The sequence below is a fragment of the Rhodococcus aerolatus genome, from assembly GCF_054783215.1.
The window spans coordinates 71,464-91,257 of the sequence record NZ_BAAGQZ010000025.1 but is presented as its reverse complement, the minus strand read 5'-3'; the positions used below and the strand labels follow the sequence as shown (position 1 = coordinate 91,257).

The 19,794-nt window shown below is 76.2% G+C and carries 20 protein-coding genes, 2 tRNA genes and 1 pseudogene; 7 read left to right on the top strand and 16 right to left on the bottom strand.

Annotated features, from left to right (window positions below; translation table 11 throughout):
* Positions 1 to 362: DAK2 domain-containing protein (locus ACYVOF_RS10375; protein ID WP_460866201.1), on the bottom strand; the 362-nt coding region annotated here is incomplete at its 3' end.
* Between the two features lie 267 nt (positions 363 to 629).
* Here ACYVOF_RS10375 and rpmB point away from each other — a divergent pair.
* Positions 630 to 821, top strand: a complete 192-nt coding sequence (rpmB, locus tag ACYVOF_RS10370; protein ID WP_460866199.1) for a 50S ribosomal protein L28 — start codon at positions 630 to 632, stop codon at positions 819 to 821.
* Positions 822 to 927: 106 nt separating this feature from the next.
* On the opposite strand, the gene ACYVOF_RS10365 is transcribed toward rpmB, so the two are convergent.
* Genes ACYVOF_RS10365 through ACYVOF_RS10350 form a run of 4 tightly spaced genes read right to left on the bottom strand, consistent with a single transcriptional unit; the run spans position 928 to position 4,136 of the window.
* A complete protein-coding gene (locus ACYVOF_RS10365) occupies positions 928 to 1,938 on the bottom strand; it encodes an MOSC domain-containing protein (RefSeq protein WP_460866196.1) in 1,011 nt (336 codons plus the stop codon).
* A gap of 1 nt (position 1,939) precedes the next feature.
* Positions 1,940 to 2,623, bottom strand: a complete 684-nt coding sequence (locus tag ACYVOF_RS10360) for a uracil-DNA glycosylase (RefSeq protein WP_460866194.1) — start codon at positions 2,621 to 2,623, stop codon at positions 1,940 to 1,942.
* A gap of 9 nt (positions 2,624 to 2,632) precedes the next feature.
* Positions 2,633 to 3,154, bottom strand: a complete 522-nt coding sequence (locus ACYVOF_RS10355) for a GNAT family N-acetyltransferase (protein ID WP_460866192.1) — start codon at positions 3,152 to 3,154, stop codon at positions 2,633 to 2,635.
* Positions 3,155 to 3,164: 10 nt separating this feature from the next.
* Positions 3,165 to 4,136, bottom strand: a complete 972-nt coding sequence (locus ACYVOF_RS10350) for a thiamine-phosphate kinase (RefSeq protein WP_460866190.1) — start codon at positions 4,134 to 4,136, stop codon at positions 3,165 to 3,167.
* Between the two features lie 129 nt (positions 4,137 to 4,265).
* Here ACYVOF_RS10350 and ACYVOF_RS10345 point away from each other — a divergent pair, with 129 nt between their 5' ends.
* Together ACYVOF_RS10345 and ACYVOF_RS10340 are read left to right on the top strand one after the other, a co-directional pair.
* A complete protein-coding gene (locus ACYVOF_RS10345) occupies positions 4,266 to 4,502 on the top strand; it encodes an Lrp/AsnC family transcriptional regulator (RefSeq protein WP_460866189.1) in 237 nt (78 codons plus the stop codon).
* A gap of 24 nt (positions 4,503 to 4,526) precedes the next feature.
* The gene (locus ACYVOF_RS10340; RefSeq protein WP_460866188.1) at positions 4,527 to 5,102 is read left to right on the top strand and encodes a DUF3515 domain-containing protein; all 576 of its coding nucleotides are present in this window, start codon (positions 4,527 to 4,529) and stop codon (positions 5,100 to 5,102) included.
* A gap of 28 nt (positions 5,103 to 5,130) precedes the next feature.
* On the opposite strand, the gene ACYVOF_RS10335 is transcribed toward ACYVOF_RS10340, so the two are convergent.
* Genes ACYVOF_RS10335 through ACYVOF_RS10325 form a run of 3 tightly spaced genes read right to left on the bottom strand, consistent with a single transcriptional unit; the run spans position 5,131 to position 8,431 of the window.
* Positions 5,131 to 6,237 carry a D-alanine--D-alanine ligase family protein gene (locus ACYVOF_RS10335; protein ID WP_460866187.1) on the bottom strand — a complete coding sequence of 369 codons (1,107 nt, stop codon included), beginning with the start codon at positions 6,235 to 6,237 and terminating at the stop codon, positions 5,131 to 5,133.
* 36 nt (positions 6,238 to 6,273) lie between these two features.
* On the bottom strand, positions 6,274 to 7,419 hold the full coding sequence (locus ACYVOF_RS10330; RefSeq protein WP_460866185.1) for a cystathionine gamma-lyase: 1,146 nt from the start codon (positions 7,417 to 7,419) through the stop codon (positions 6,274 to 6,276).
* A 13-nt stretch (positions 7,420 to 7,432) separates the two neighbouring features.
* The gene (locus tag ACYVOF_RS10325; protein ID WP_460866183.1) at positions 7,433 to 8,431 is read right to left on the bottom strand and encodes an NAD(P)H-dependent glycerol-3-phosphate dehydrogenase; all 999 of its coding nucleotides are present in this window, start codon (positions 8,429 to 8,431) and stop codon (positions 7,433 to 7,435) included.
* A 124-nt stretch (positions 8,432 to 8,555) separates the two neighbouring features.
* On the opposite strand from ACYVOF_RS10325, the gene cofC reads away from it, so the two are divergent.
* The 3 genes and pseudogenes from cofC (at position 8,556) to ACYVOF_RS10310 (ending at position 12,538) form a co-directional block, all read left to right on the top strand.
* Positions 8,556 to 9,383 carry a 2-phospho-L-lactate guanylyltransferase gene (gene cofC, locus ACYVOF_RS10320; RefSeq protein WP_460866182.1) on the top strand — a complete coding sequence of 276 codons (828 nt, stop codon included), beginning with the start codon at positions 8,556 to 8,558 and terminating at the stop codon, positions 9,381 to 9,383.
* A gap of 171 nt (positions 9,384 to 9,554) precedes the next feature.
* Positions 9,555 to 11,642: pseudogene (locus ACYVOF_RS10315) on the top strand (RNA degradosome polyphosphate kinase); the annotation flags it as partial.
* The gene (locus ACYVOF_RS10310; RefSeq protein WP_460866180.1) at positions 11,639 to 12,538 is read left to right on the top strand and encodes a bifunctional NUDIX hydrolase/histidine phosphatase family protein; all 900 of its coding nucleotides are present in this window, start codon (positions 11,639 to 11,641) and stop codon (positions 12,536 to 12,538) included. The pseudogene ACYVOF_RS10315 and the gene ACYVOF_RS10310, both read left to right, overlap by 4 nt.
* Before the next feature lie 7 nt (positions 12,539 to 12,545).
* Here the strand turns inward: ACYVOF_RS10310 and ACYVOF_RS10305 are convergent, their stop codons facing one another.
* The 3 genes from ACYVOF_RS10305 to leuC form a co-directional block, all read right to left on the bottom strand.
* Entirely contained in the window at positions 12,546 to 13,409 is an 864-nt protein-coding gene (locus ACYVOF_RS10305; protein ID WP_460866179.1) for an HU family DNA-binding protein, read from the bottom strand.
* 175 nt (positions 13,410 to 13,584) lie between these two features.
* Positions 13,585 to 14,184: a 3-isopropylmalate dehydratase small subunit gene (leuD, locus tag ACYVOF_RS10300; protein ID WP_460866177.1), complete on the bottom strand. Its 600-nt coding sequence runs from the start codon at positions 14,182 to 14,184 to the stop codon at positions 13,585 to 13,587.
* Positions 14,185 to 14,241: 57 nt separating this feature from the next.
* Positions 14,242 to 15,666, bottom strand: a complete 1,425-nt coding sequence (leuC, locus tag ACYVOF_RS10295) for a 3-isopropylmalate dehydratase large subunit (protein ID WP_460866175.1) — start codon at positions 15,664 to 15,666, stop codon at positions 14,242 to 14,244.
* 77 nt (positions 15,667 to 15,743) lie between these two features.
* Between leuC and ACYVOF_RS10290 the strand changes: the two genes are divergently transcribed.
* The gene (locus tag ACYVOF_RS10290; protein ID WP_460866174.1) at positions 15,744 to 16,463 is read left to right on the top strand and encodes an IclR family transcriptional regulator; all 720 of its coding nucleotides are present in this window, start codon (positions 15,744 to 15,746) and stop codon (positions 16,461 to 16,463) included.
* Positions 16,464 to 16,523: 60 nt separating this feature from the next.
* Here ACYVOF_RS10290 and ACYVOF_RS10285 read toward each other — a convergent pair.
* The 5 genes from ACYVOF_RS10285 to ACYVOF_RS10265 all read right to left on the bottom strand — a co-directional run bounded on the left by ACYVOF_RS10285 (position 16,524) and on the right by ACYVOF_RS10265 (position 19,775).
* A tRNA-Glu gene (locus tag ACYVOF_RS10285) sits at positions 16,524 to 16,596 on the bottom strand.
* Between the two features lie 73 nt (positions 16,597 to 16,669).
* Positions 16,670 to 16,741, bottom strand: a tRNA-Gln gene (locus ACYVOF_RS10280).
* Between the two features lie 111 nt (positions 16,742 to 16,852).
* A complete protein-coding gene (locus ACYVOF_RS10275) occupies positions 16,853 to 17,533 on the bottom strand; it encodes an HAD family hydrolase (protein ID WP_460866172.1) in 681 nt (226 codons plus the stop codon).
* Positions 17,530 to 19,005 (bottom strand): glutamate--tRNA ligase, encoded by a 1,476-nt coding sequence (gene gltX, locus ACYVOF_RS10270; RefSeq protein ID WP_460866171.1) that lies wholly within the window; start codon positions 19,003 to 19,005, stop codon positions 17,530 to 17,532. The genes ACYVOF_RS10275 and gltX overlap by 4 nt, the downstream gene beginning before the upstream one ends.
* Positions 19,002 to 19,775, bottom strand: a complete 774-nt coding sequence (locus ACYVOF_RS10265; protein WP_460866169.1) for a fumarylacetoacetate hydrolase family protein — start codon at positions 19,773 to 19,775, stop codon at positions 19,002 to 19,004. Before ACYVOF_RS10265 ends, gltX begins: the two co-directional genes overlap by 4 nt.
* Positions 19,776 to 19,794: the final 19 nt, after the last annotated feature.

Genomic DNA, 19,794 nt, shown 5'->3' with positions numbered 1-19,794 from the left:
CCGGCCGCGTCGAGCCCGCCGGCACCCCCGCCGGCCGCCCCCGCCGCGGACCCGGCGTCGGCGAACCCGCGCAGCACCTGCGCCAGGATCACCCCGGAGTTGCCCCGCGAGCCGCGCAGCGCACCGCGGGCGAGCGCGGCCGTCGCCCCGGCCAGGTCCTCGGTGGCGGGCGCGGGGGCGGCGGCGAGGTGCGCGCCGAGTGCCGCGTCGGCCGCGCGCATGGTGTGCAGCAGGTTGGTGCCGGTGTCGGCGTCGGCCACCGGGAACACGTTGAGGGTGTCGATCTCGTGGCGGTGGTCCGCCAGGGCGGCCACGCAGGCCTGCGACCAGCGGCGCAGCACCGTCGCGTCCACGATCACCACCGCCGTGCCGCTCCCGTCCGCTCGCGCCCGGCCGCACCCGCACGGCCCGGGGGCCACGGTAGTCGGGGGGCCCGACGCGACGGCCCGCCCGGCGGGGTCACCGCGGGCGGTTTGTCGCGGCCACGGACGAGCCGCTACTCTTGCAGGGTTGCGCGGGGCGGTCCGCGGGCGCACGGGTGTCACCCGGTCGCGCTGCTGACCACCGCCACCACCGAGGTCGGCCCCGGCCGACCACCTGACCACCGAACTTCGAGGAGCTCTACGACCATGGCTGCTGTCTGCGACGTCTGCGCCAAGGGACCCGGCTTCGGCATGTCGGTCTCGCACTCGCACCGGCGGACCAAGCGTCGCTGGAACCCGAACATCCAGACCGTGCACGCCCAGGTCGCCCCCGGCACCAAGAAGCGTCTCAACGTGTGCACGTCGTGCCTCAAGGCGGGCAAGGTCACGCGCGCCTGACGCCACCCCGGCTGCTCTTCGGCCCCCGCACCCCCGGTGCGGGGGCCGAGCTGCGTCCGGGGGCCGCCCAGAGGCTGGGGCGTCCGGCGCACCCCGCGTCCTGGGCTCAGCCCAGTCGCTGCTGCACCGCCGCGCCGAGCCGCAGGCCCTCGCGCAGCGCGGTGCCCACGGCGCGGTCGCGCGCGCGGCGCACCCGTCCCGGCGGCCCCGCCGGGACGAGCCCGACGGCGTCCCCCACGGCCACGTCGCCCGAGCCGCGCACCTCGGCGTAGGCACCCGCGAATCGGTCCCCGCGGCGGGCCACCGCCCGGGTCACCGCCACGTCGCGGTCCAGCCCGGGCTGAGCCCGGCTGGGCACCACGCACCGCACGGTGGGGGTGACCACCCGCAGCCGGGCACCGCCCAGCAACAGGTCCGCGCCGGACCAGGCGTGCTCGGGCAGGCCCGGGTCGGCGTCCGGCACCAACCCGGCCAGCACCTCGTCGTCGAGCTCGAGCACGACGGTCGGGCGGAAGCGGCGCACGTCCACCCCCGCGGCCGGGTCCGCCTCGGCCAGCGTGTCCAGCGTGGTCGTGGAGATGAGGTGGACGGCGAAGACGTCGTGGAACGCTCCCGGCGGCGTGGAGTGCACCGCCAGCCCGGCGACCGCGCGCAGCGGCAGGGCCGGCCGCCGCGGCAGCCGGTCCGCGCCGTCCAGACCGAGGTCGCGCTGCACCGAGGCGGGGCTCTGCCACCCCGCCCGGTGGGCGCGACGGTCGCCGCGCGCCGGCAGCGGGGTGAGCCGCACCGCCCGGCCGGCCACCTCGGAGAGCGCGTCGTGCACGCCGCGGTCGTCGCTGTGCACCTCCTCGCCGTCGGGCGTGGTGATCACCACCGGCCACGCCCGGCCCGGGCCCACCGCGCCGTCGGGCTCGCCGTCGTAGCGGGCGGTGCAGCCGAGCAGGCGGGGCAACCGCCGCGCGGTGGCCGTCACGTCGGTGGTGAGGTCACGGACGGCCCACAGCCGGTCGTCGCGCACCCCCCGGCCGACCAGCACCGAGCGGTCCACCTGCTGCCCGCCCAGCGACTTCACCGGGTAGCGCCACAGCTGGGCCACGCGGCCCACGGTCGCGCTCACCTCAGGGCAGGCGCCAGTCGACCGGGTCGCCGCCGAGCTCCTCGAGCAGCTCGTTGGCCCGGCTGAACGGCTTGGAGCCGAAGAAGCCCCGGTCGGCCGACATCGGGGACGGGTGCACGGAGGCGACGTAGGGCACGTCGGCCTCGTCGAGCAGCGGCGCCAGGGTCTGGGCGTCCTTGCCCCACAGGATCGCCACCAGCGGCTCCATCCGGTCGACCAGGGCCCGGATGGCCTGCTCGGTGACCGCCTCCCAGCCCTTGCCGCGGTGCGACGCCGCCTCGCCCGGGCGCACCGTGAGGACGCGGTTGAGCAGCAGCACCCCCTGCTCGGCCCAGGGCGTCAGGTCACCGGTCGTGGGCGTGGGGTGGCCGAGGTCGCTGCAGTACTCCTTGTAGATGTTGCCCAGGCTGCGGGGCACCGGCCGCGTCTCCGGCGACACCGAGAAGCTCAGCCCCACCGCGTGTCCCGGCGTCGGGTACGGGTCCTGCCCGACGATGAGCACCTTCACCTCGGCGAACGGCCGGGTGAAGGCCCGCAGCACCTGCGGGCCCGGGGGCAGGTAGGTCTGCCCCGCCGCGATCTCGGCGCGCAGGAAGTCGCCCATGGTGGCCACCTGCTCGGCCACCGGGGCGAGGGCGTCCGCCCAGCCCGCCTCGACCTGGTCGGAGAGCGCTCGTCCTGCCACGGGCCCACGCTATCCGGCCGCGCGGCCCACCCCCGCCCGCGGGGCCGTCGCGAGCACCTTGGCGTAGCAGCGCGAGGACGCCTCGTCGGCGTAGTGGCCGAACTTCGTCGTCGGCACGTACCCGGAGGACTCGTAGAGCCCCAGCGCCTCCGGCTGCTCCGTGCCCGTCTCCAGCACGACGCGGCGCCGGCCCGCCTCGGCCGCGGTGCGCTCCAGGGCGGCGAGCAGCGTGCGGGCGAAGCCGCGGCCCTGCGCGTCGGGCACCACGTACATCCGCTTGAGCTCGGCGTCCCCGTCGGCCAGGCCCCGCGGGCCGGACTCCCGCGCCCGCCAGCCGCCGATCGCGACCGCCCGCCCGTGCCACCTCCCGAGCAGGAACGCCCCGCGCGGCGGGGCGAACTCGGCCGGGTCGACGACGGTGTCGTCCCCGCTGCCGTAGCGGCGGGCGTACTCGGCCTGCAGGTCGACCACCAGCGCGGTCACCACCGGGTCGTCGTAGGCGGTCCGGACCACCTCGAGCTCGTCGGGCACGGCGGCCAGGCTAGGACCCGAACGACGTCCAGCCCGCGTCGGCCGCCGACCACGGCTCCCCGTCGACGCTCACGCCGTGCCCGGTGCGCACCGTGCCGACGGCGCGGAAACCCGAGGGCAGCGCCGCCCCGGCGGGGAAGGTGGCCAGCATCCCGTGGTCCTCGCCGCCGGTGAGCACCCAGGTCCAGGGGTCACCGCCGAGCGCGGCCGCGACGTCGCGAAGCGGCGCGTCGGGCTCGAGCGCCGCGCGGTGCAGGTCGATCGCCACCCCCGAGGGCACGGCCAGGGCGAGCGCGTCGGCGACGAGGCCGTCGGACACGTCGGTCATGGCGGTGGCCCCGGCGACGGCGGCGGCGACGCCGGCCGCCAGCGGGGGCTCGGGCACCCGGTGCGCGGAGACCACCGCCGCGGGGGCCCGGAACCCCCGCCCCAGGACGGCCAGCCCGGCCGCGGACCACCCCTGCCTGCCCGCGAGGGCGAGCACGTCCCCGGGGCGGGCGCCGCTGCGCAGCACGGGGTCCCGGCCCTCCAGGTCACCCAGCGCGGTGATCGAGACCACCACCTGCTCGGCCCGCACCACGTCGCCGCCGACGACGCCCGCCCCGATCGCGGACGCGGCCGACCACAGCCCGGCGGTGAGCCCGTCGGTGAAGGCGACGGGGGTGGCGGCGGGCGCGGCGAGGCCGACGAGCAGGGCCGTGGTGCGCGCGCCCATCGCGGCGACGTCGGCCGCGTTCTGCGCCACCGCCTTGCGGCCGACCTGCTCAGGGGTGGACCAGTCGGTGCGGAAGTGCACGCCCTGCACGAGCACGTCGGTGCTGACCACCACCCGCCCGTCGGCCGCGGCGACGAGCGCGGCGTCGTCCCCCGGCCCCAGCAGCGTGGTGCCCGGCTGCACCCGGCCCGCCACCGACCGCTCGATCAGGGCGTGCTCGCCGATCTCGCCGACGGTCGGTCCGCCGGTGCTGCCGCTCGTGGCCATGGCTCGTCCTCACCTGCTGCGGGGTACGTTGTGGCCCGGTCGGGAGGCTCCCGACGCAGTCCGGACGGTGCGGGACTGCCGGGTGGTACTACTACCCGGCCCGGCTCGCCGCAGGAAAGGGGCCACGCCGTGGTCGGCGCGTTCATCCTCATCCAGACCGAGGTCGGCCGGTCGGCCGCCGTGGCCGAGGAGGTCCGGGGCCTCGACGGCGTGCAGAGCGCCGAGGACGTCACCGGCCCCTACGACGTCATCGTGCGCGCCACGGCCGACGACGTCGACGCCATAGGGCGCATGGTCGTCGCCCGGGTGCAGAAGGTCCCGGGCATCACCCGGACGTTGACCTGCCCCGTCGTCGACCTGCAGTGACCGCCGCCGGCTGAGGCCCCGCCCGTGGCCCGCACGCACCCCGCCGTGCTCGCGACCGCGATCGCCCTGCCGGTCGCCCTGGTCGTGGGCGTCCTCGTGGCGGCCCACCTCGCGCAGCGCTCCCCCGCCCTCGAGCCGGTGGCGCTGGGGCCCGTCCCCGCCCCGGCGGCGACGTCGCAGCCCTGCACCGCCCTGGTGGCGGCCCTGCCGGAGGACCTCGACGGCCTGGCCCGCGCCGCGCTGGCCGACCCCGCTCCCCCCGCCACCGTGGCCTGGCGCCCGACCGACCCGGGCTCGGACGCGGGTACGGACGCGGCGGGCGGGGGCACCGCCGACCCGGTGGTGCTGCGGTGCGGCATCGAGCGGCCCACGGAGTTCGACCAGGCCAGCCCGCTGGTCGTCGTCGACGGGGTGTCGCTGCTCGAGCTGGCCGGCGCGGCGACCGGCATCCCCGCCACCACCTACGTGGTGGTCGACCGCGGGGTCTACGTCGCGGTCACGCTGCCCGACGGGACGGGCTCCGGCCCGCTGCAGGAGCTCGCCGACGTGGTCTCGGCGACCCTGCCCGCGCAGCCGCTGGACCCCAACCCCGTCCGCTGACCGGGGCGCGCGGGACCCGGCGCGGCGGTCAACGCAGCCCGGTGCCGCGGGCGAGCGCCGTCTCGACCATCGTGGACAGCAGCTCGGCGTAGGGAAGGCCCGACGCCGCCCACATCTGCGGGTACATCGAGATGGGGGTGAACCCGGGCATGGTGTTGACCTCGTTGACGACGGGGCCGTCCTCGGTGAGGAAGAAGTCGACCCGGGCCAGGCCCTGCCCGTCGAGCGCCCGGAACGCGGCGACCGAGAGCCGCTGGACCTCCGCGGTCAGCTCGTCCCCCAGCTGCGCGGGCACGTCGTAGGTGGCGGCGTCGTCGAGGTACTTGGTCTCGAAGTCGTAGAACGCGTCGGAGTCGACGTCGGTCGCGGCGAGGTGGATCTCGGCGGGCAGGCTGGCGCGCACCGACCCGTCGGGCAGCTCGAGCACCCCGCACTCCACCTCGCGGCCCACGACGGCGCGCTCGACGACGACCTTGGGGTCGCTGCGGCGGGCCAGGGCGATCGCGGCGTCGAGGTCCTCCCAGCGCGGGACCCGGGAGATGCCGATGGAGGAGCCGCCGCGGGCGGGCTTGACGAAGGCGGGCAGGCCGACGATCTCGCGCTGCGCCGGGCTCAGCGTGGCCGTGCCGGGGCGCAGCACCACCTGGGTGCCCACGGGCAGGCCGTCCGCGGCGAGCAGCTTCTTGGTGAACTCCTTGTCCATGCCGGCCGCGCTGGCCAGCACGCCCGCCCCCACGTAGGGCAGCTCGGCCAGCTCGAGCATCCCCTGCAGGGTGCCGTCCTCGCCGTAGGCCCCGTGCAGCACGGGGAAGACCACGTCGACCGACGCCAGGACCTCCCCCGCCCCCGCCGCGTCCATCCGCACGACCTCGCCGCGCCGGCCCGGGTCGGCGGTCAGCGCGAGCGCGGTGCCCGTCGGGTCGACGCTGGGCAGCGTGCGGTCGTGGATGGCGAGCTCGGCGAGGTCACCGGTGCCGAGCACCCAGGAGCCCTCGCGGGTGATGCCCAGCGGCACCACCTCGTAGCGCTCCGGGTCGAGCTGGGCCATGACGCAGCCCGCGGAGACGCAGCTGACGGCGTGCTCGGTGCTGCGGCCGCCGAAGACCACCGCGACCCGGGTGCGGGGTTGGCTCATGGCGGGCACGCTACCGGGGCCCCCACCCGCTGCCGCTCACCGTGGCGCCCTCCCCAGCGCGTCGAGCGCGGCCGTGACGTCGGCGACGACGTCGGCGGTGTCCTCGATGCCGCAGGAGATCCGGGCGAAGCCGGGGGGCACCGCGTCCCCCCACCGGGCCCGGCGGTCCACGGTGGTGCCGAGCCCGCCGAAGCTCGTCGCGGCGGTGAGCAGCTCGCTGCGCGCGACGAGCCGGTGGACCCGCTCGGCCGAGCCGAGGTCGGCGGAGACGATGGCGCCGTAGCGCCGCATCTGCGCGGCGGCGACCGCGTGCGACGGGTCGTCGGGCAGCCCGGGCCACCGCACGCCCGTGGCGGCGGGGTGGTCGCGGAGCAGCGCGGCCACGGCGGCCGCGGTCTCGCACTGCCGGGCGAAGCGCAGCCCCGCGCTGCCCAGGCTGCGCTGGGCCAGCCAGGTCTCGAAGGGGCCCAGCACGGAGCCGGAGAGCGCGCGCTCCCGGTCGACCCGGGCCAGCAGCTCGGGGTCGGTGGTGGCCACGTAGCCGGCGAGCAGGTCGCTGTGGCCGGTGAGCGACTTGGTCGCGCTCACCACCACCGCGTCCGCCCCCAGCGCCAGCGGCGCCTGCCCCAGCGGGCCGGCCGTGGTGTTGTCCACCGCCAGCAGGCCCCCGGCGGCGTGGGTCGCGGCCGCCAGCGCGGCCAGGTCGACGACGTCGAGGCGGGGGTTCGACGGCGTCTCGGCCATGACCAGCCGCGCCCCGGCGACCGCGTCGACCATCCCCGCGGTGGGCACCTCGCGCACCTCGACGCCGAAGGGCGCCAACGTCTCCCGGGCGTAGGCCCGCACCTGGTAGTAGCCGTCGGAGGGCACCACCAGGACGTCGCCGGCGCGCAGCACCGCGCGCAGCAGCACCGTGATCGCCGCCATCCCGGCCCCGGTCACCCGGACGCCGGCCGGCGCGCCGCCGGTGAGCTCGAGCTCGGACAGGGCCGCCTCCAGGGCGTCCCACCCGGGGTGCCCGGCGCGGGCGTAGGTGTAGGGCTCGCTGCCCTCGTCGGGGCTCAGGCGGTAGGGCGCCGCCATCACCGGGCCCGGCACCAGGGCCGTGCCGGGCTCGCCGTGGGAGTGCGTGGCCCGGACGCTGCGGGTGGAGTCGCCGCGGCCGGGCTGGGGGGTGCTCACGTCGGGGCCGTCCTCACTCGTGGCGGGTGGTGCGGTCGAGCAGCTGGGCGGCGACGTCGCGCACCGACGCCCCGTCGTGGCACACCCGGTGCACCCCGTCGGTCAGCGGGACGTCGACGCCGTGGCGGGCGGCCAGCTCGCGCAGCGCGGAGCACGACTGGACCCCCTCGGCGACCTGCCCGCCCACGGCCGCCTGGGCCCCGGGGACGGTGTCGCCCGCGCCGAGCCGGGTGCCGAAGGTGCGGTTGCGCGAGAGCGGGGAGGCGCACGTGGCCACCAGGTCGCCCAGACCGGCGAGGCCGGCGAAGGTCAGCGGGCTGGCCCCCAGCGCCTGGCCGAGCCGGGTGACCTCGGCCAGGCCGCGGGTGATGAGGGTGGCGGTCGTGTTGTCCCCCAGCCCCATCCCCACCGCCATGCCGCACGCCAGGGCGATGACGTTCTTGCCGGCGCCGCCCAGCTCGCAGCCGACGACGTCGGTGTTGGTGTACGGCCGGAAGTAGCGGGTGGTGGCCAGCTGCTGCACCGCGACGGCGCGGTCGTGGTCCTCGCACGCCACGACGACCGCGGCGGGCTGCTCGGCGGCGACCTCCCGGGCCAGGTTGGGCCCGGACAGCACCACGACCCGCTCGCGCTCGCAGCCGGTGACCTCGCGGACCACCTCGCTCATCCGCAGCAGGGTGCCCAGCTCGACGCCCTTGGCCAGCGACACCAGCGACGCCGCGGGCGGCAGGTCGGCCACCCAGCCCGCGAGGTTGGCCCGCAGCGACTGCGACGGGATGGCCAGGACGACGGCGTCGGCCCCGTCGAGGGCCACCCGGTGGTCGGTGGTGGCCCGCAGCCCGGCGGGCAGCGGCACCCCGGGCAGGTAGTCGGGGTTGGCGCGGTCGTCGGTCACCGAGCGGGCCACCGCCTCGCGGCGCGCCCAGAGCGTGACGTCGTTGCCCGCGTCGCGGAGCACCTTCGCGAAGGCCGTGCCCCACGACCCGGCCCCGAGCACCGCCACCCGTGCCACCGCAGGACTCCTCGCTCGTGACCGCGGCGGCACCGGTGTGCCGCCGCGGCCCATCATCGCCCACCGCCGCCCGCGCCCCGCTCACCCGGGGCGGTCCCGGGTGGGCGGCTGGCAGGATCACCCCGTGCCCACCCCGCCCGAGCCGCCGCCGGGCGTGCGCGTCGTGGTGGCGGCGAAGGCCCTGCCGCAGGCGAAGTCACGGCTGGTGGGGGGCCTGCCGGGACCCCTGCGCACCCCGCTGGTGCTGGCCGTGCTCACCGACACGGTGCGGGCGGCGCTGCGCTGCCCCGTGGTGTCGGCGGTGGCGGTGGTGACGGCCGACGACGAGGTGGCCGCGACCGTGCGCCGGCTGGGGGCGGACGTGGTCGACGAGCCCGACGCGGGCGGGCTGAACGCCGCCGTCGTGCGGGGGGTGGCGGCCGGGTCCGGGTGGGTCGCCGCGCTGCAGGGCGACCTGCCCGCGCTGCGTCCCGACGAGCTCGCCGCCGCGCTCGCCGCCGCGCGGGCGGGCGGGGGGCGCAGCTGCGTCACCGACGCCGACGGGACGGGCACCACGCTGCTGGCCGGCCCGGGCGAGCTCACCCCCGCGTTCGGGCCCGGCTCCGCGGCCGCGCACCGCGCCTCGGGCGCCCGGTGGCTCGACGGCGCGTGGCCCGGGCTGCGGCGCGACGTCGACACCCCCGCCGACCTCGCCGTGGCCGTGCGCCTGGGCGTGGGGTACGCCACCGCGGCCGTGCTCGCCGCGTCCGGCACCGCGGCCACGGTGGCGGAGGCGGGCCCCGGCGCCGTCGTGGTCCGCGACGACACCGGGGCCGCACGGGACGTGCCCGCCGCCGCGGTCGCGGCGGGGGGCTGGCGGGGCCTGAGGGTCGGCCAGCGGGTCCGGGTGCACCTCGACGCCGACGGTGGGGTGTTCCTCGTCACCGTGCCCGGGCTGGTGCCCCCGGGCTGAGCGGCGCACGCGCGCCAGGGCTGCCGGGGCGGGGCCCGATGGGGGATCATCGGGCCCGTGAGTGCCACCGAGGTCGACCCCACGTCCGGACCGTCCGCCGCCGACGCGACGGCCGGGCAGGAGCAGGACCGGGGTGACCACGTGCCGCCGCCCAGCCCGCCGCGGGGCATGCCGACGGCCCCGCCGGCGGCCACCCGGGCCCCGGCGACGCACGACGACCTGCCCGAGGACCGCTACGTCAACCGCGAGCTGAGCTGGCTGGACTTCAACTCCCGCGTGCTCGCGCTGGCCGAGGACCCCTCGCTGCCGCTGCTGGAGCGGGCCAAGTTCCTGGCCATCTTCGCCTCGAACCTCGACGAGTTCTACATGGTCCGGGTGGCCGGGCTGAAGCGCCGCGACGAGACGGGCCTGTCGGTGCGCTCGGCCGACGGGTACTCCCCGCGCGAGCAGCTGCGGATGATCGGCGAGCGCACCCAGGAGCTCGCCGAGCAGCACGCGCGGGTGTTCCTCGACGACGTCCGGCCCCGCCTCGAGGCCGAGGGCGTGGCCATCGTGGAGTGGTCGGACCTCGACGCCGGCTCGCGGGCCACGCTCTCGGACTACTTCCGCGAGCAGGTCTTCCCCGTGCTGACCCCGCTGGCGGTCGACCCCGCCCACCCGTTCCCCTACATCTCGGGGCTCGCGCTGAACCTCGCGGTGACGGTGCGCGACCCCAGCACCGGCGGGCACCGCTTCGCCCGGGTCAAGGTGCCGGACAACGTGGCCCGCTTCGTCCGCGTCACCGCCCGCACCGACGTGTTCCTGCCCCTCGAGGAGCTCATCGCCGCGCACCTCGACACCCTGTTCCCGGGCATGGAGGTGGTGGAGAACCACGCGTTCCGCATCACCCGCAACGCCGACTTCGAGGTCGAGGAGGACCGCGACGAGGACCTGCTGCAGGCCCTCGAGCGCGAGCTGGCGCGGCGCCGCTTCGGCTCCCCGGTGCGCCTGGAGGTCGCCGGGGACATGACCGAGCGGATGATGGAGCTGCTGCTGCGCGAGCTCGACGTCGACCCGCACGACGTGGTGCAGGTGCCCGGGCTGCTCGACCTGTCCAGCCTGTGGCAGGTCTACGGCGTGGACCGGCCGGGTCTCAAGGACGCACCCTTCGTCCCCGCGACCCACGGCGCCTTCGGCGAGCGGGAGACGCCGAAGAGCGTGTTCGCGACGCTGCGCGAGGGCGACGTGCTGGTGCACCACCCGTACGACTCGTTCTCCACCAGCGTGCAGCGCTTCATCGAGCAGGCCGCGGCGGACAAGCACGTCCTGGCCATCAAGCAGACCCTGTACCGCACCTCCGGTGACTCCCCCATCGTCGACGCCCTGGTCGACGCCGCGGAGGCGGGCAAGCAGGTCGTCGCCCTGGTCGAGATCAAGGCCCGCTTCGACGAGCAGGCCAACATCACCTGGGCGCGCAAGCTGGAGCAGGCCGGGGTGCACGTGGTCTACGGCCTCGTGGGGCTCAAGACCCACTGCAAGACCTGCCTCGTGGTGCGCCGGGAGGGCTCGACGATCCGCCGCTACGCCCACATCGGCACCGGCAACTACAACCCCAAGACGGCCCGGCTCTACGAGGACCTGGGGCTGCTCACCGCGTCGGAGGAGGTGGGCGCGGACCTCACCGAGCTGTTCAACTCGCTGACCGGCTACTCCCGCCAGACCAGCTACCGCCGGCTGCTGGTGGCCCCCTACGGCGTGCGCCGGGGCATCGTCGAACGCATCGAGGCGGAGATCGCCCACGCGCGGGCGGGCCGACCGGCGGGCGTGCAGCTCAAGGCGAACGCGGTGGTCGACGAGCAGGTCATCGACGCGCTGTACCGGGCGTCGCAGGCCGGGGTCGACGTGGACGTGGTGGTGCGCGGGATCTGCGCGCTCAAGCCCGGGGTGCCGGGGCTGAGCGAGAACATCCGGGTGCGCTCCATCCTGGGCCGCTTCCTCGAGCACTCCCGCGTGCTGTCGTTCCGCGGCGGCGACGAGCACTGGATCGGCAGCGCGGACATGATGCACCGCAACCTCGACCGCCGCGTGGAGGTCATGGTGCGCGTGGAGGACCCGGCGCTGCGCCGCCAGGTCGACGAGATGATGTCCTCCGCGCTCGACCCCGCGACGCGGTGCTGGGTGATGGAGCCCGACGGCAGCTGGACCGCCTCGCCCGCCTCGGGTGAGCGGGTGCGCGAGCACCAGGTGGAGCTGCTGCACCGCCACGGCGCCGCGGAGTGACGGGACCCGTCGTCACCGCCGCCGGGGCGGTGCTGTGGCGCCCCGCGTCCGGGGGTGGCGGTGCGGTCGAGGTCGCCGTGGTGCACCGGCCGCGCTACGACGACTGGAGCCTGCCCAAGGGCAAGACCGAGCCCGGGGAGGCGCTGCCGGTCACCGCGGTCCGCGAGGTCGAGGAGGAGACCGGGTCCCGCGCCGCGCTCGGCCGCCACCTGGGCACCACCCACTACCGGGTCCGCCACCGCCCCAAGACCGTCGACTACTGGGCCGCACGGGAGACCGGCGGTGGGTTCGCCCCGAACGACGAGGTCGACCGGCTGGAGTGGCTCAGCCCCGCCCGGGCGCGCGAGCGGGTCACCCACCCGCTGGACGTGGTGGTGCTCGACCGGTTCACCGCCGTCCCCGTCGGCGGGGCGACGACGACGCTGCTGCTGGTGCGGCACGCCAGCGCGGGCGCCCCGGGGCGCACGGCCGCCGCGGACCGGGCCCGCGCTCTGGACGCGGACGGCCGCGCCCAGGCCGCGGCGCTCGTCCCCGTGACCGCCGCGTTCGGGCCGGCGGCGGTGCACGCCGCGGACCGGGTCCGGTGCCAGCAGACGGTGGCGCCCCTCGCGGCGCACCTGCGCACCGACGTCGTGACCGAGCCGCGGCTGTCGGAGGAGGGCTACGCCCGGGACCTGGCCGAGGGTCGGCTGCGGGCGCAGGCGCTGCTGGCCCAGCCGGCGACGGCGGTGGTGTGCAGCCAGGGCGGCGTCATCCCGGACCTGGTGGCGTGGTGGGCGGCCCGGGACCAGGTGCCCGTCGCGGACCTGCGGACCCGCAAGGCCGCCACGTGGGTGGTGACGGCGTCAGCGGGCCGGGTGGTCGCGATCGACCGACGCGACGACCCGACCCGCTGAGGCGGCCCTAGCGGGAGCTGCGCCCGCCGCGCTTCGCCGGGGTGGCCTTGGCAGCCTTGGTGGCCTTGCCGGCCTTGGCCGGGGTGGCCTTCGTGGCCTTGGCCGCCGTGGTCTTCGCGGCGGTGGCCTTGCTGGCCTTGGTGGCGGTGGCCTTGGTCGCCTTCGCGGCAGTCGCCTTGCTCGCCTTCGCCGGGGTGGCCTTGCTGGCCTTCGCCGGGGCCGCCTTGCTGGCCTTGGTGGCGGTGGCCTTGCTCGCCTTGACCGGGGTGGCCTTGCTCGCCTTGGCCGGGGTCGCCTTGCTCGCCTTCGCCGGGGTCGCCTTGCTGGCCTTCGCGGGCGTGGCCTTGCTGGCCTTCGCCGGGGTCGCCTTGCTGGCCTTCGCGGGCGTGGCCTTGCTCGCCTTGGCCGGGGCGGCCTTGCTCGCCTTCGCCGGCGCGGCCTTGCTCGCCTTCGCGGGCGTGGCCTTGGTGGCCTTCGCCGCAGTCGCCCTGCCCGCCTTGGCCGGTGCTGCCTTCGTCCCGCGCCTGGTCGCCTTGACCGCGGGCCGCGGCGTGGAGGTGCGCTTCACGGCCGGGATGCCCTCGGTGAGCGAGAGCGAGCCGTCGATGACGGCCTTGAACTGCGTGCCGGGACGGAACGCGGGCACCGAGGTCGGGCTGACGTGGACGGTCTCGCCGGTGCGCGGGTTGCGGGCCACCCGGGCCGCGCGGCGGCGCTTCTCGAAGACGCCGAAGCCGGTGATGGTGACGTTCTCCCCGGCGTGCACGGTGCGCACGACGACCTCGACGAAGGCCTCCACCGCCGCTGCGGCGACCTTCTTGTCGCCGCCCGTCTCGGCCGCGAGTCGTTCGATCAGCTCTGCCTTGTTCACGTCTGTACCTCCGCTGGACTGTGGTCCACCGCGGACCGTCTGCGCCACACGGTAAACCCGCAGGTCGGATAGGTCCATGCGCCACGCGCGGCACCGCTGCGGGCCCGACCCCGCTGCCGCGCAGCGGTCCTCGGTCCGCGGCCGACGCCCCCGGGAGGTGGTGGGGGCGACGGGGTCAGGCGGTGGGTGCCACCGTGGTGGGCAGCCAGGCCGGCCGACGCGCCTCGAAGGCGGTGATCTCGTCGACCTCCCGCAGCGTCAGGCTGACGTCGTCGAGGCCCTCGAGCAGCCGCCACCGGGTGTAGTCGTCGATCGTGAACGGCAGCACCAGGCTTCCCGCGGTGACGGTGCGCTCCTGCAGGTCCACCGTCACCTGGGTGCCGGGCTGCTCCTCGAGCAGCTTCCACAGCAGCTCCACGTCGGACTGCTCGCACCGCGCCGCCAGCAGCCCCGCCTTGCCGGAGTTGCCGCGGAAGATGTCGCCGAACCGGGAGGCGATGACGACGCGGAACCCGTAGTCCAGCAGGGCCCAGACCGCGTGCTCGCGCGAGGAGCCGGTGCCGAAGTCGGGGCCCGCGACGAGCACCGAGCCCTGGTCGTAGGGCGGGGTGTTGAGGATGAAGCCGGGGTCGCCCCGCCAGGCGGCGAAGAGACCGTCCTCGAACCCGGTGCGCGTGACGCGCTTGAGGTAGACCGCCGGGATGATCTGGTCGGTGTCCACGTTGGAGCGGCGCAGCGGCACGCCGGTGCCGGTGTGGGTGGTGAAGGCCTGCACGGGGTTCTCCTCGGCTCGGGGGTCGGGGCTGGGAGGTCGGGGCTGGGGGGTGGTGCGTCAGCCCACGGGGGCGAGGTCGGAGGGGGCGGACAGGGTCCCGCGCACCGCGGTCGCCGCGGCCACGAGCGGCGAGACCAGGTGCGTGCGGCCGCCCTTGCCCTGCCTGCCCTCGAAGTTGCGGTTCGAGGTCGAGGCGGCGCGCTCCCCGGCGGCCAGCTGGTCGGGGTTCATGCCCAGGCACATCGAGCACCCGGCGTGCCGCCACTCCGCGCCGGCGTCGAGGAACACGGTGTGCAGGCCCTCCTCCTGGGCCTGCGCGCGCACCTGCATCGACCCCGGGACCACGAGCATCCGCACCCCGTCGGCCACCCGGCGTCCGCGCAGCACCGCCGCGGCCGCGCGGAGGTCCTCGATGCGGCCGTTGGTGCACGAGCCGAGGAAGACCGCGTCGACCCCGATCTCGCGCAGCGGGGTGCCCGGGGCGAGGTCCATGTAGGCCAGCGCCTTCTCGGTCGCGGAGCGCTCGCCGTCGTCGCCGATCTCGGCCGGGTCGGGCACCGAGCCGCCCAGCGGCAGGCCCTGGCCCGGGTTGGTGCCCCAGGTGACGAACGGCGTGAGGCTCGACGCGTCGATGACCACCTCGGCGTCGAAGCGGGCGTCGTCGTCGGTGCGCAGCTCGCGCCAGGCCGCGACGGCGTCGTCCCAGTCCTGCCCCGTCGGGGCGTGCGGCCGCCCGCGCAGGTACTCGAACGTCGTCTCGTCGGGGGCGATCATCCCGGCCCGCGCGCCCGCCTCGATGCTCATGTTGCAGACCGTCATCCGCGCCTCCATCGACAGCGCCTCGACGGCCGGCCCGCGGTACTCCAGCACGTGGCCCTGCCCGCCGCCGGTGCCGATCTGGGCGATGACGGCGAGGATGAGGTCCTTGGCCGTGACGCCGTCGGCGAGCTCGCCCTCGACCGTGACGGCCATGGTGCGGAACGGCTTGAGCGGCAGCGTCTGCGTGGCCAGCACGTGCTCGACCTCGCTCGTGCCGATGCCGAACGCCAGCGCGCCGAACGCCCCGTGGGTGGAGGTGTGGCTGTCCCCGCAGACCACGGTGGTGCCCGGCTGGGTCAGGCCGAGCTGCGGGCCGATGATGTGGACGATCCCCTGCTCCGCGTCGCCCATCGGGTGCAGCCGGATGCCGAACTCGGCGCAGTTGTCGCGCAGCGTGTCGACCTGGGTGCGGGAGACCAGGTCGGCGATCGGCTGGTCGACGTCCACCGTGGGGACGTTGTGGTCCTCGGTCGCGATGGTCAGGTCGGGGCGGCGCACGGGGCGACCGGCCAGGCGCAGCCCCTCGAAGGCCTGCGGGCTGGTGACCTCGTGGACGAGGTGCAGGTCGATGTAGAGCAGGTCCGGCTCGCGCTCCTCGCCCTCCCCGGGGCCCCGCCGGACCACGTGCTGCTCCCAGACCTTCTCGGCCAGCGTGCGTCCCACCGCTCCTCCTCGTGTCGACCTGCCGTGCGACCCGCGCGCCGACGAGTTCTCACCCTGCGGGACGCTAGTATCGCTTCGTGGGACATCGTAGCGAGTCCGGGCCCCTCAGCGGCATCGGGGTGCTCGACAAGGTGGTCGGGGTGCTGCGGGCCGTGGCGGAGGAGCCCGGCTCGCTGGCCGAGCTCGTCGAGCGCACGGGCCTGCCGCGGGCCACCGCCCACCGCCTCGCCGTCGGGCTCGAGACCCACCGCCTGCTGACCCGCGGACCCGACGGGCGCTGGCGCCCCGGCCCGGCGTGGTCCGAGCTGTCCGCGGGGGCCAGCGACCCGCTCGTCGACGCCGCGGCGCTGGTGCTGCCCCGGCTGCGCGACACCACCGGGGAGAGCGTGCAGCTCTACCGCCGCGAGGCCGCCCAGCGGGTGTGCGTGGCGGTGGCCGAGCCCGCGACGGGGCTGCGCGACACGGTGCTGGTGGGGGCGCGGCTGCCGATGACGGCCGGGTCCGGGGCCAAGGTCCTGCTGGCGTGGGCCGACCCGGTCACCCAGCGGGCGGTGCTCGGCGGCGCCGGGTTCTCCGACCGGACGCTCGCCGAGGTACGCCGGCGCGGGTGGGCGCAGAGCGTCGCCGAGCGCGAGCCCGGGGTCGCCAGCGTCTCCGTCCCGGTGCGGGACACCACCGGGTCCGTCGTCGCCGCCGTCTCCGTGTCGGGCCCCGTCGACCGGCTGGGCCGCCGACCCGGCGCCCGGTGGGCGGCCGACCTGGTCGCGGCGGCCGACGCGCTGCACGCCCGCCTCTGAGCCGCAGGACCCCCGAGCGCGGCGGAGGCCCCCGGCTGCTGCCGGGGGCCTCCGCTGGTGTAGCCCCGAAGGGATTCGAACCCTCGCTACCGCCGTGAGAGGGCGGCGTCCTAGGCCGCTAGACGACGGGGCCGAGACGGTGGTGCTGGTCGTGCGGTGGTGCTGGTGGTGCGGTCGAGCTGAGGGTGGAACCTGTCCTCACTCGGCTGGGGTACCAGGACTCGAACCTAGAATGAGGGAATCAGAATCCCTAGTGTTGCCAATTACACCATACCCCAATGCGTCTCGGCTCCCGCCCGGCCCGTGGTGGCGTCGTGCGGTCGTCGCGACCGTGGAAGAGGGTAGCGCACCACCGGGGTCGTCCACCAATCACCCCACCGGGGCGCCGCTCAGCGGTGCAGCGGGGCGAGCAGCCCGGGCAGCTCGGCCAGCCCACCCACCCGCAGCACACCCTCGGGCAGCGGCCGGTCGCGGCCCTGGCGGTCCAGCCAGATCCCGAGCAGGCCCGCGTCCCGCGCGCCGCGGGCGTCGGTGTCGAGCTTGTCGCCGACGTGCGCGGCCTCGCCCGGGGCCACCCCCAGCTCGGCGCACGCCCGGGCGAAGATCCCCGGCGCCGGCTTGGCCACCCCGACCTCGCCGGAGATGACGACGGCGTCGAAGGCGTCGGCCAGGCCCACCGAGACCAGCTTGCCGCGCTGGTGGGGCCCGTCGGAGTTGGTCACCGCCGCCAGGAGCAGCCCCTGGCCGCGCAGCGCGGCCAGGCACCCGGCGACGTCGTCGAAGAGCCGCAGCCGGCTGGTCAGCGCCTCGGACCGGCGCTGCTCCAGCGCGGCCAGGTCCACCCCCACCGCGGACCCCGTCGCCCGCACGGCGTGGGCCAGGCGGTCGCGCTGCATGACGGCGAAGTCGACCACGCCGTCGAGGTAGCGGGTGTAGTGGTGCTCGGTGATCTCGCGCCACAGCGCGGCGGACACCCCCGCACCGAGGACGTGGCTCAGCGCCGCCACCGCCGCCCCGGAGAAGTCCACGAGCGTGTCGTCGACGTCGAGGCACACCGCGCGCAGCGTCACGCCGGCGGCAGCGCGGCGCGCAGCCGCGCCAGGGTGCGCTCGCGGCCGAGCAGCTCGAGGGACTCGTAGAGCGGCGGGCTGATCGTCGAGCCCGTCACGGCCACCCGCACCGGGGCGAACGCCTTGCGCGGCTTCAGGCCCAGGCCGTCGACCAGGGCGGTGCGCAGCGCCTCCTCGATGGCGGGCGGGGTCCAGTCGGCCACCGCGTCGAGCGCGCTCACGGCGGCCTGCAGCGGCTCGCGGGCGTCGGGCCCGAGGTTCTTCGCCGCCGCGGCCTCGTCGACGGTGAACGCGTCCTCGGCGACGAACAGGAAGGCCAGCAGCGGCCCGGCGTCGGAGAGCACCACGATGCGCTCCTGCACCAGCGCCGCGGCCGCGTCGAACAGGGTGGCGTCCACGTCGGCGGGGACGGCGCCGTGGGCGACGAGGTGGGCGCGCAGCCGAGCCGCGAAGTCGTCCGGCGCCAGCATCCGCACGTGCTCGGCGTTGATGGCGTCGGCCTTCTTCTGGTCGAACCGGGCGGGGTTGCTCACCACGTCGGCGACGTCGAAGGCGGCCACCATCTCGGCCAGGGAGAACACGTCGCGGTCCGCGGCCAGGGACCAGCCCAGCAGCGCGAGGTAGTTCAGCAGGCCCTCGGGGAGGAAGCCGCGGTCGCGGTGCAGGAACAGGTCGGCCTGCGGGTCCCGCTTGCTCAGCTTGCGGTTGCCCTCCCCCATGACGAACGGCAGGTGCCCGAACTCCGGGACCGTCGTCGACACGCCCAGCCTGACCAGCGCCTCGTGGAGGGCGAGCTGGCGGGGGGTGGAGGAGAGCAGGTCCTCCCCGCGCAGCACGTGGGTGATGCCCATGAGCGCGTCGTCGACCGGGTTGACCAGGGTGTAGAGCGGCTCGCCGGTGCCCCGGGTGAGCGCGGGGTCCGGCACCGTGCCCGCTCGGAACGTCGTCTCGCCGCGGACCAGGTCGTGCCAGGTGAGGTCGTGCTCGGGCATGCGCAGCCGCAGCACCGGGGCGCGGCCGGCGTCGCGGAACGCCTGCTTCTGCGCCTCGGTCAGGTCGCGGTCGTGGTTGTCGTAGCCCAGCTTGGGGTCCCGGCCCGCGGCGCGGTGGCGGGCCTCGACCTCCTCGGGGGTGGAGAAGCTCTCGTAGGCCTCCCCCGCCTCGGCCAGGCGTGCCACCACGTCGAGGTGCAGCGGGCGGCGCAGCGACTGCCGGTAGGGCTCGTGCGGGCCGCCGACCTCGGGGCCCTCGTCCCAGTCCAGGCCCAGCCAGCGCAGCGCGTCGAGCAGCGCGGCGTAGGACTCCTCCGAGTCGCGCGCGGCGTCGGTGTCCTCGATGCGGAACACGAAGTCGCCGCCGTGGTGGCGGGCGAAGGCCCAGTTGAACAGCGCGGTGCGCACGAGCCCGACGTGCGGGGTGCCCGTGGGCGAGGGGCAGAAGCGCACCCGCACCCGGGGCGCGGGGGTGCTCACTGCTTGCTCGCGACCGGGTTGGTCAGCGTGCCGATGCCGTCGACGGTGACGCTGACGGACTGCCCGGCGGTGATCGGGCCGACCCCGGCGGGGGTGCCGGTGAGGATGACGTCGCCCGGGAGCAGCGTCATGATCGTCGAGACCCACTCGATGATCTCGCCGACGTCGTGCAGCAGCAGCGCCGTCGAGCTGTCCTGCTTGACCTCCCCGTCCACCGCGGTGCGCAGGTCGAGGTCGGACGGGTCGAGCGCGGTCTCGATCCACGGGCCCAGCGGGCAGAACGTGTCGTGGCTCTTGCCGCGGGTCCACTGCCCGTCGGCGGCCTGCTGGTCGCGGGCGGTGACGTCGTTGGCCACGGTGTAGCCGAGCACCACCTCGAGCGCCTTCGCGGCGGGCACGTCCTTGCACGGCCGGCCGATCACGACGGCCAGCTCGCCCTCGTAGTCCACGCGCGACGAGCTGGGCGGCAGCACGATCGGCACGCCGGGGCCGATGATCGAGGTGTTGGGCTTGAGGAAGATCACCGGGTCGGCCGGCGCCTCCCCGCCCATCTCGGCGGCGTGGTCGGCGTAGTTCTTGCCCACGCACACCACCTTGGAGGCGAGGATCGGGGCGAGCAGCCGCACGTCGTCCAGCGGCCAGCTGCGGCCGGTGAAGGTGGGGGTGCCGAAGGGGTGCTCGGCGATCTCGCGTGCGGTGCGGGCGCCCTCCTCCCCCTCGATGCTCACGAAGGCGACCCCGTCGGGGCTGGCAACTCGACCCAGGCGCATGGCGTCGACCCTACGCAGC

Bases quoted from the DNA above. Each gene is read 5' to 3' on its own strand.
- rpmB (WP_460866199.1), top strand. From the start codon at position 630: ATGGCTGCTGTCTGCGACGTCTGCGCCAAGGGACCCGGCTTCGGCATG.
- ACYVOF_RS10265 (WP_460866169.1), bottom strand. From the start codon at position 19,775: ATGCGCCTGGGTCGAGTTGCCAGCCCCGACGGGGTCGCCTTCGTGAGC.
- ACYVOF_RS10350 (WP_460866190.1), bottom strand. From the start codon at position 4,136: ATGGCCACGAGCGGCAGCACCGGCGGACCGACCGTCGGCGAGATCGGC.
- ACYVOF_RS10335 (WP_460866187.1), bottom strand. From the start codon at position 6,237: ATGAGCCAACCCCGCACCCGGGTCGCGGTGGTCTTCGGCGGCCGCAGC.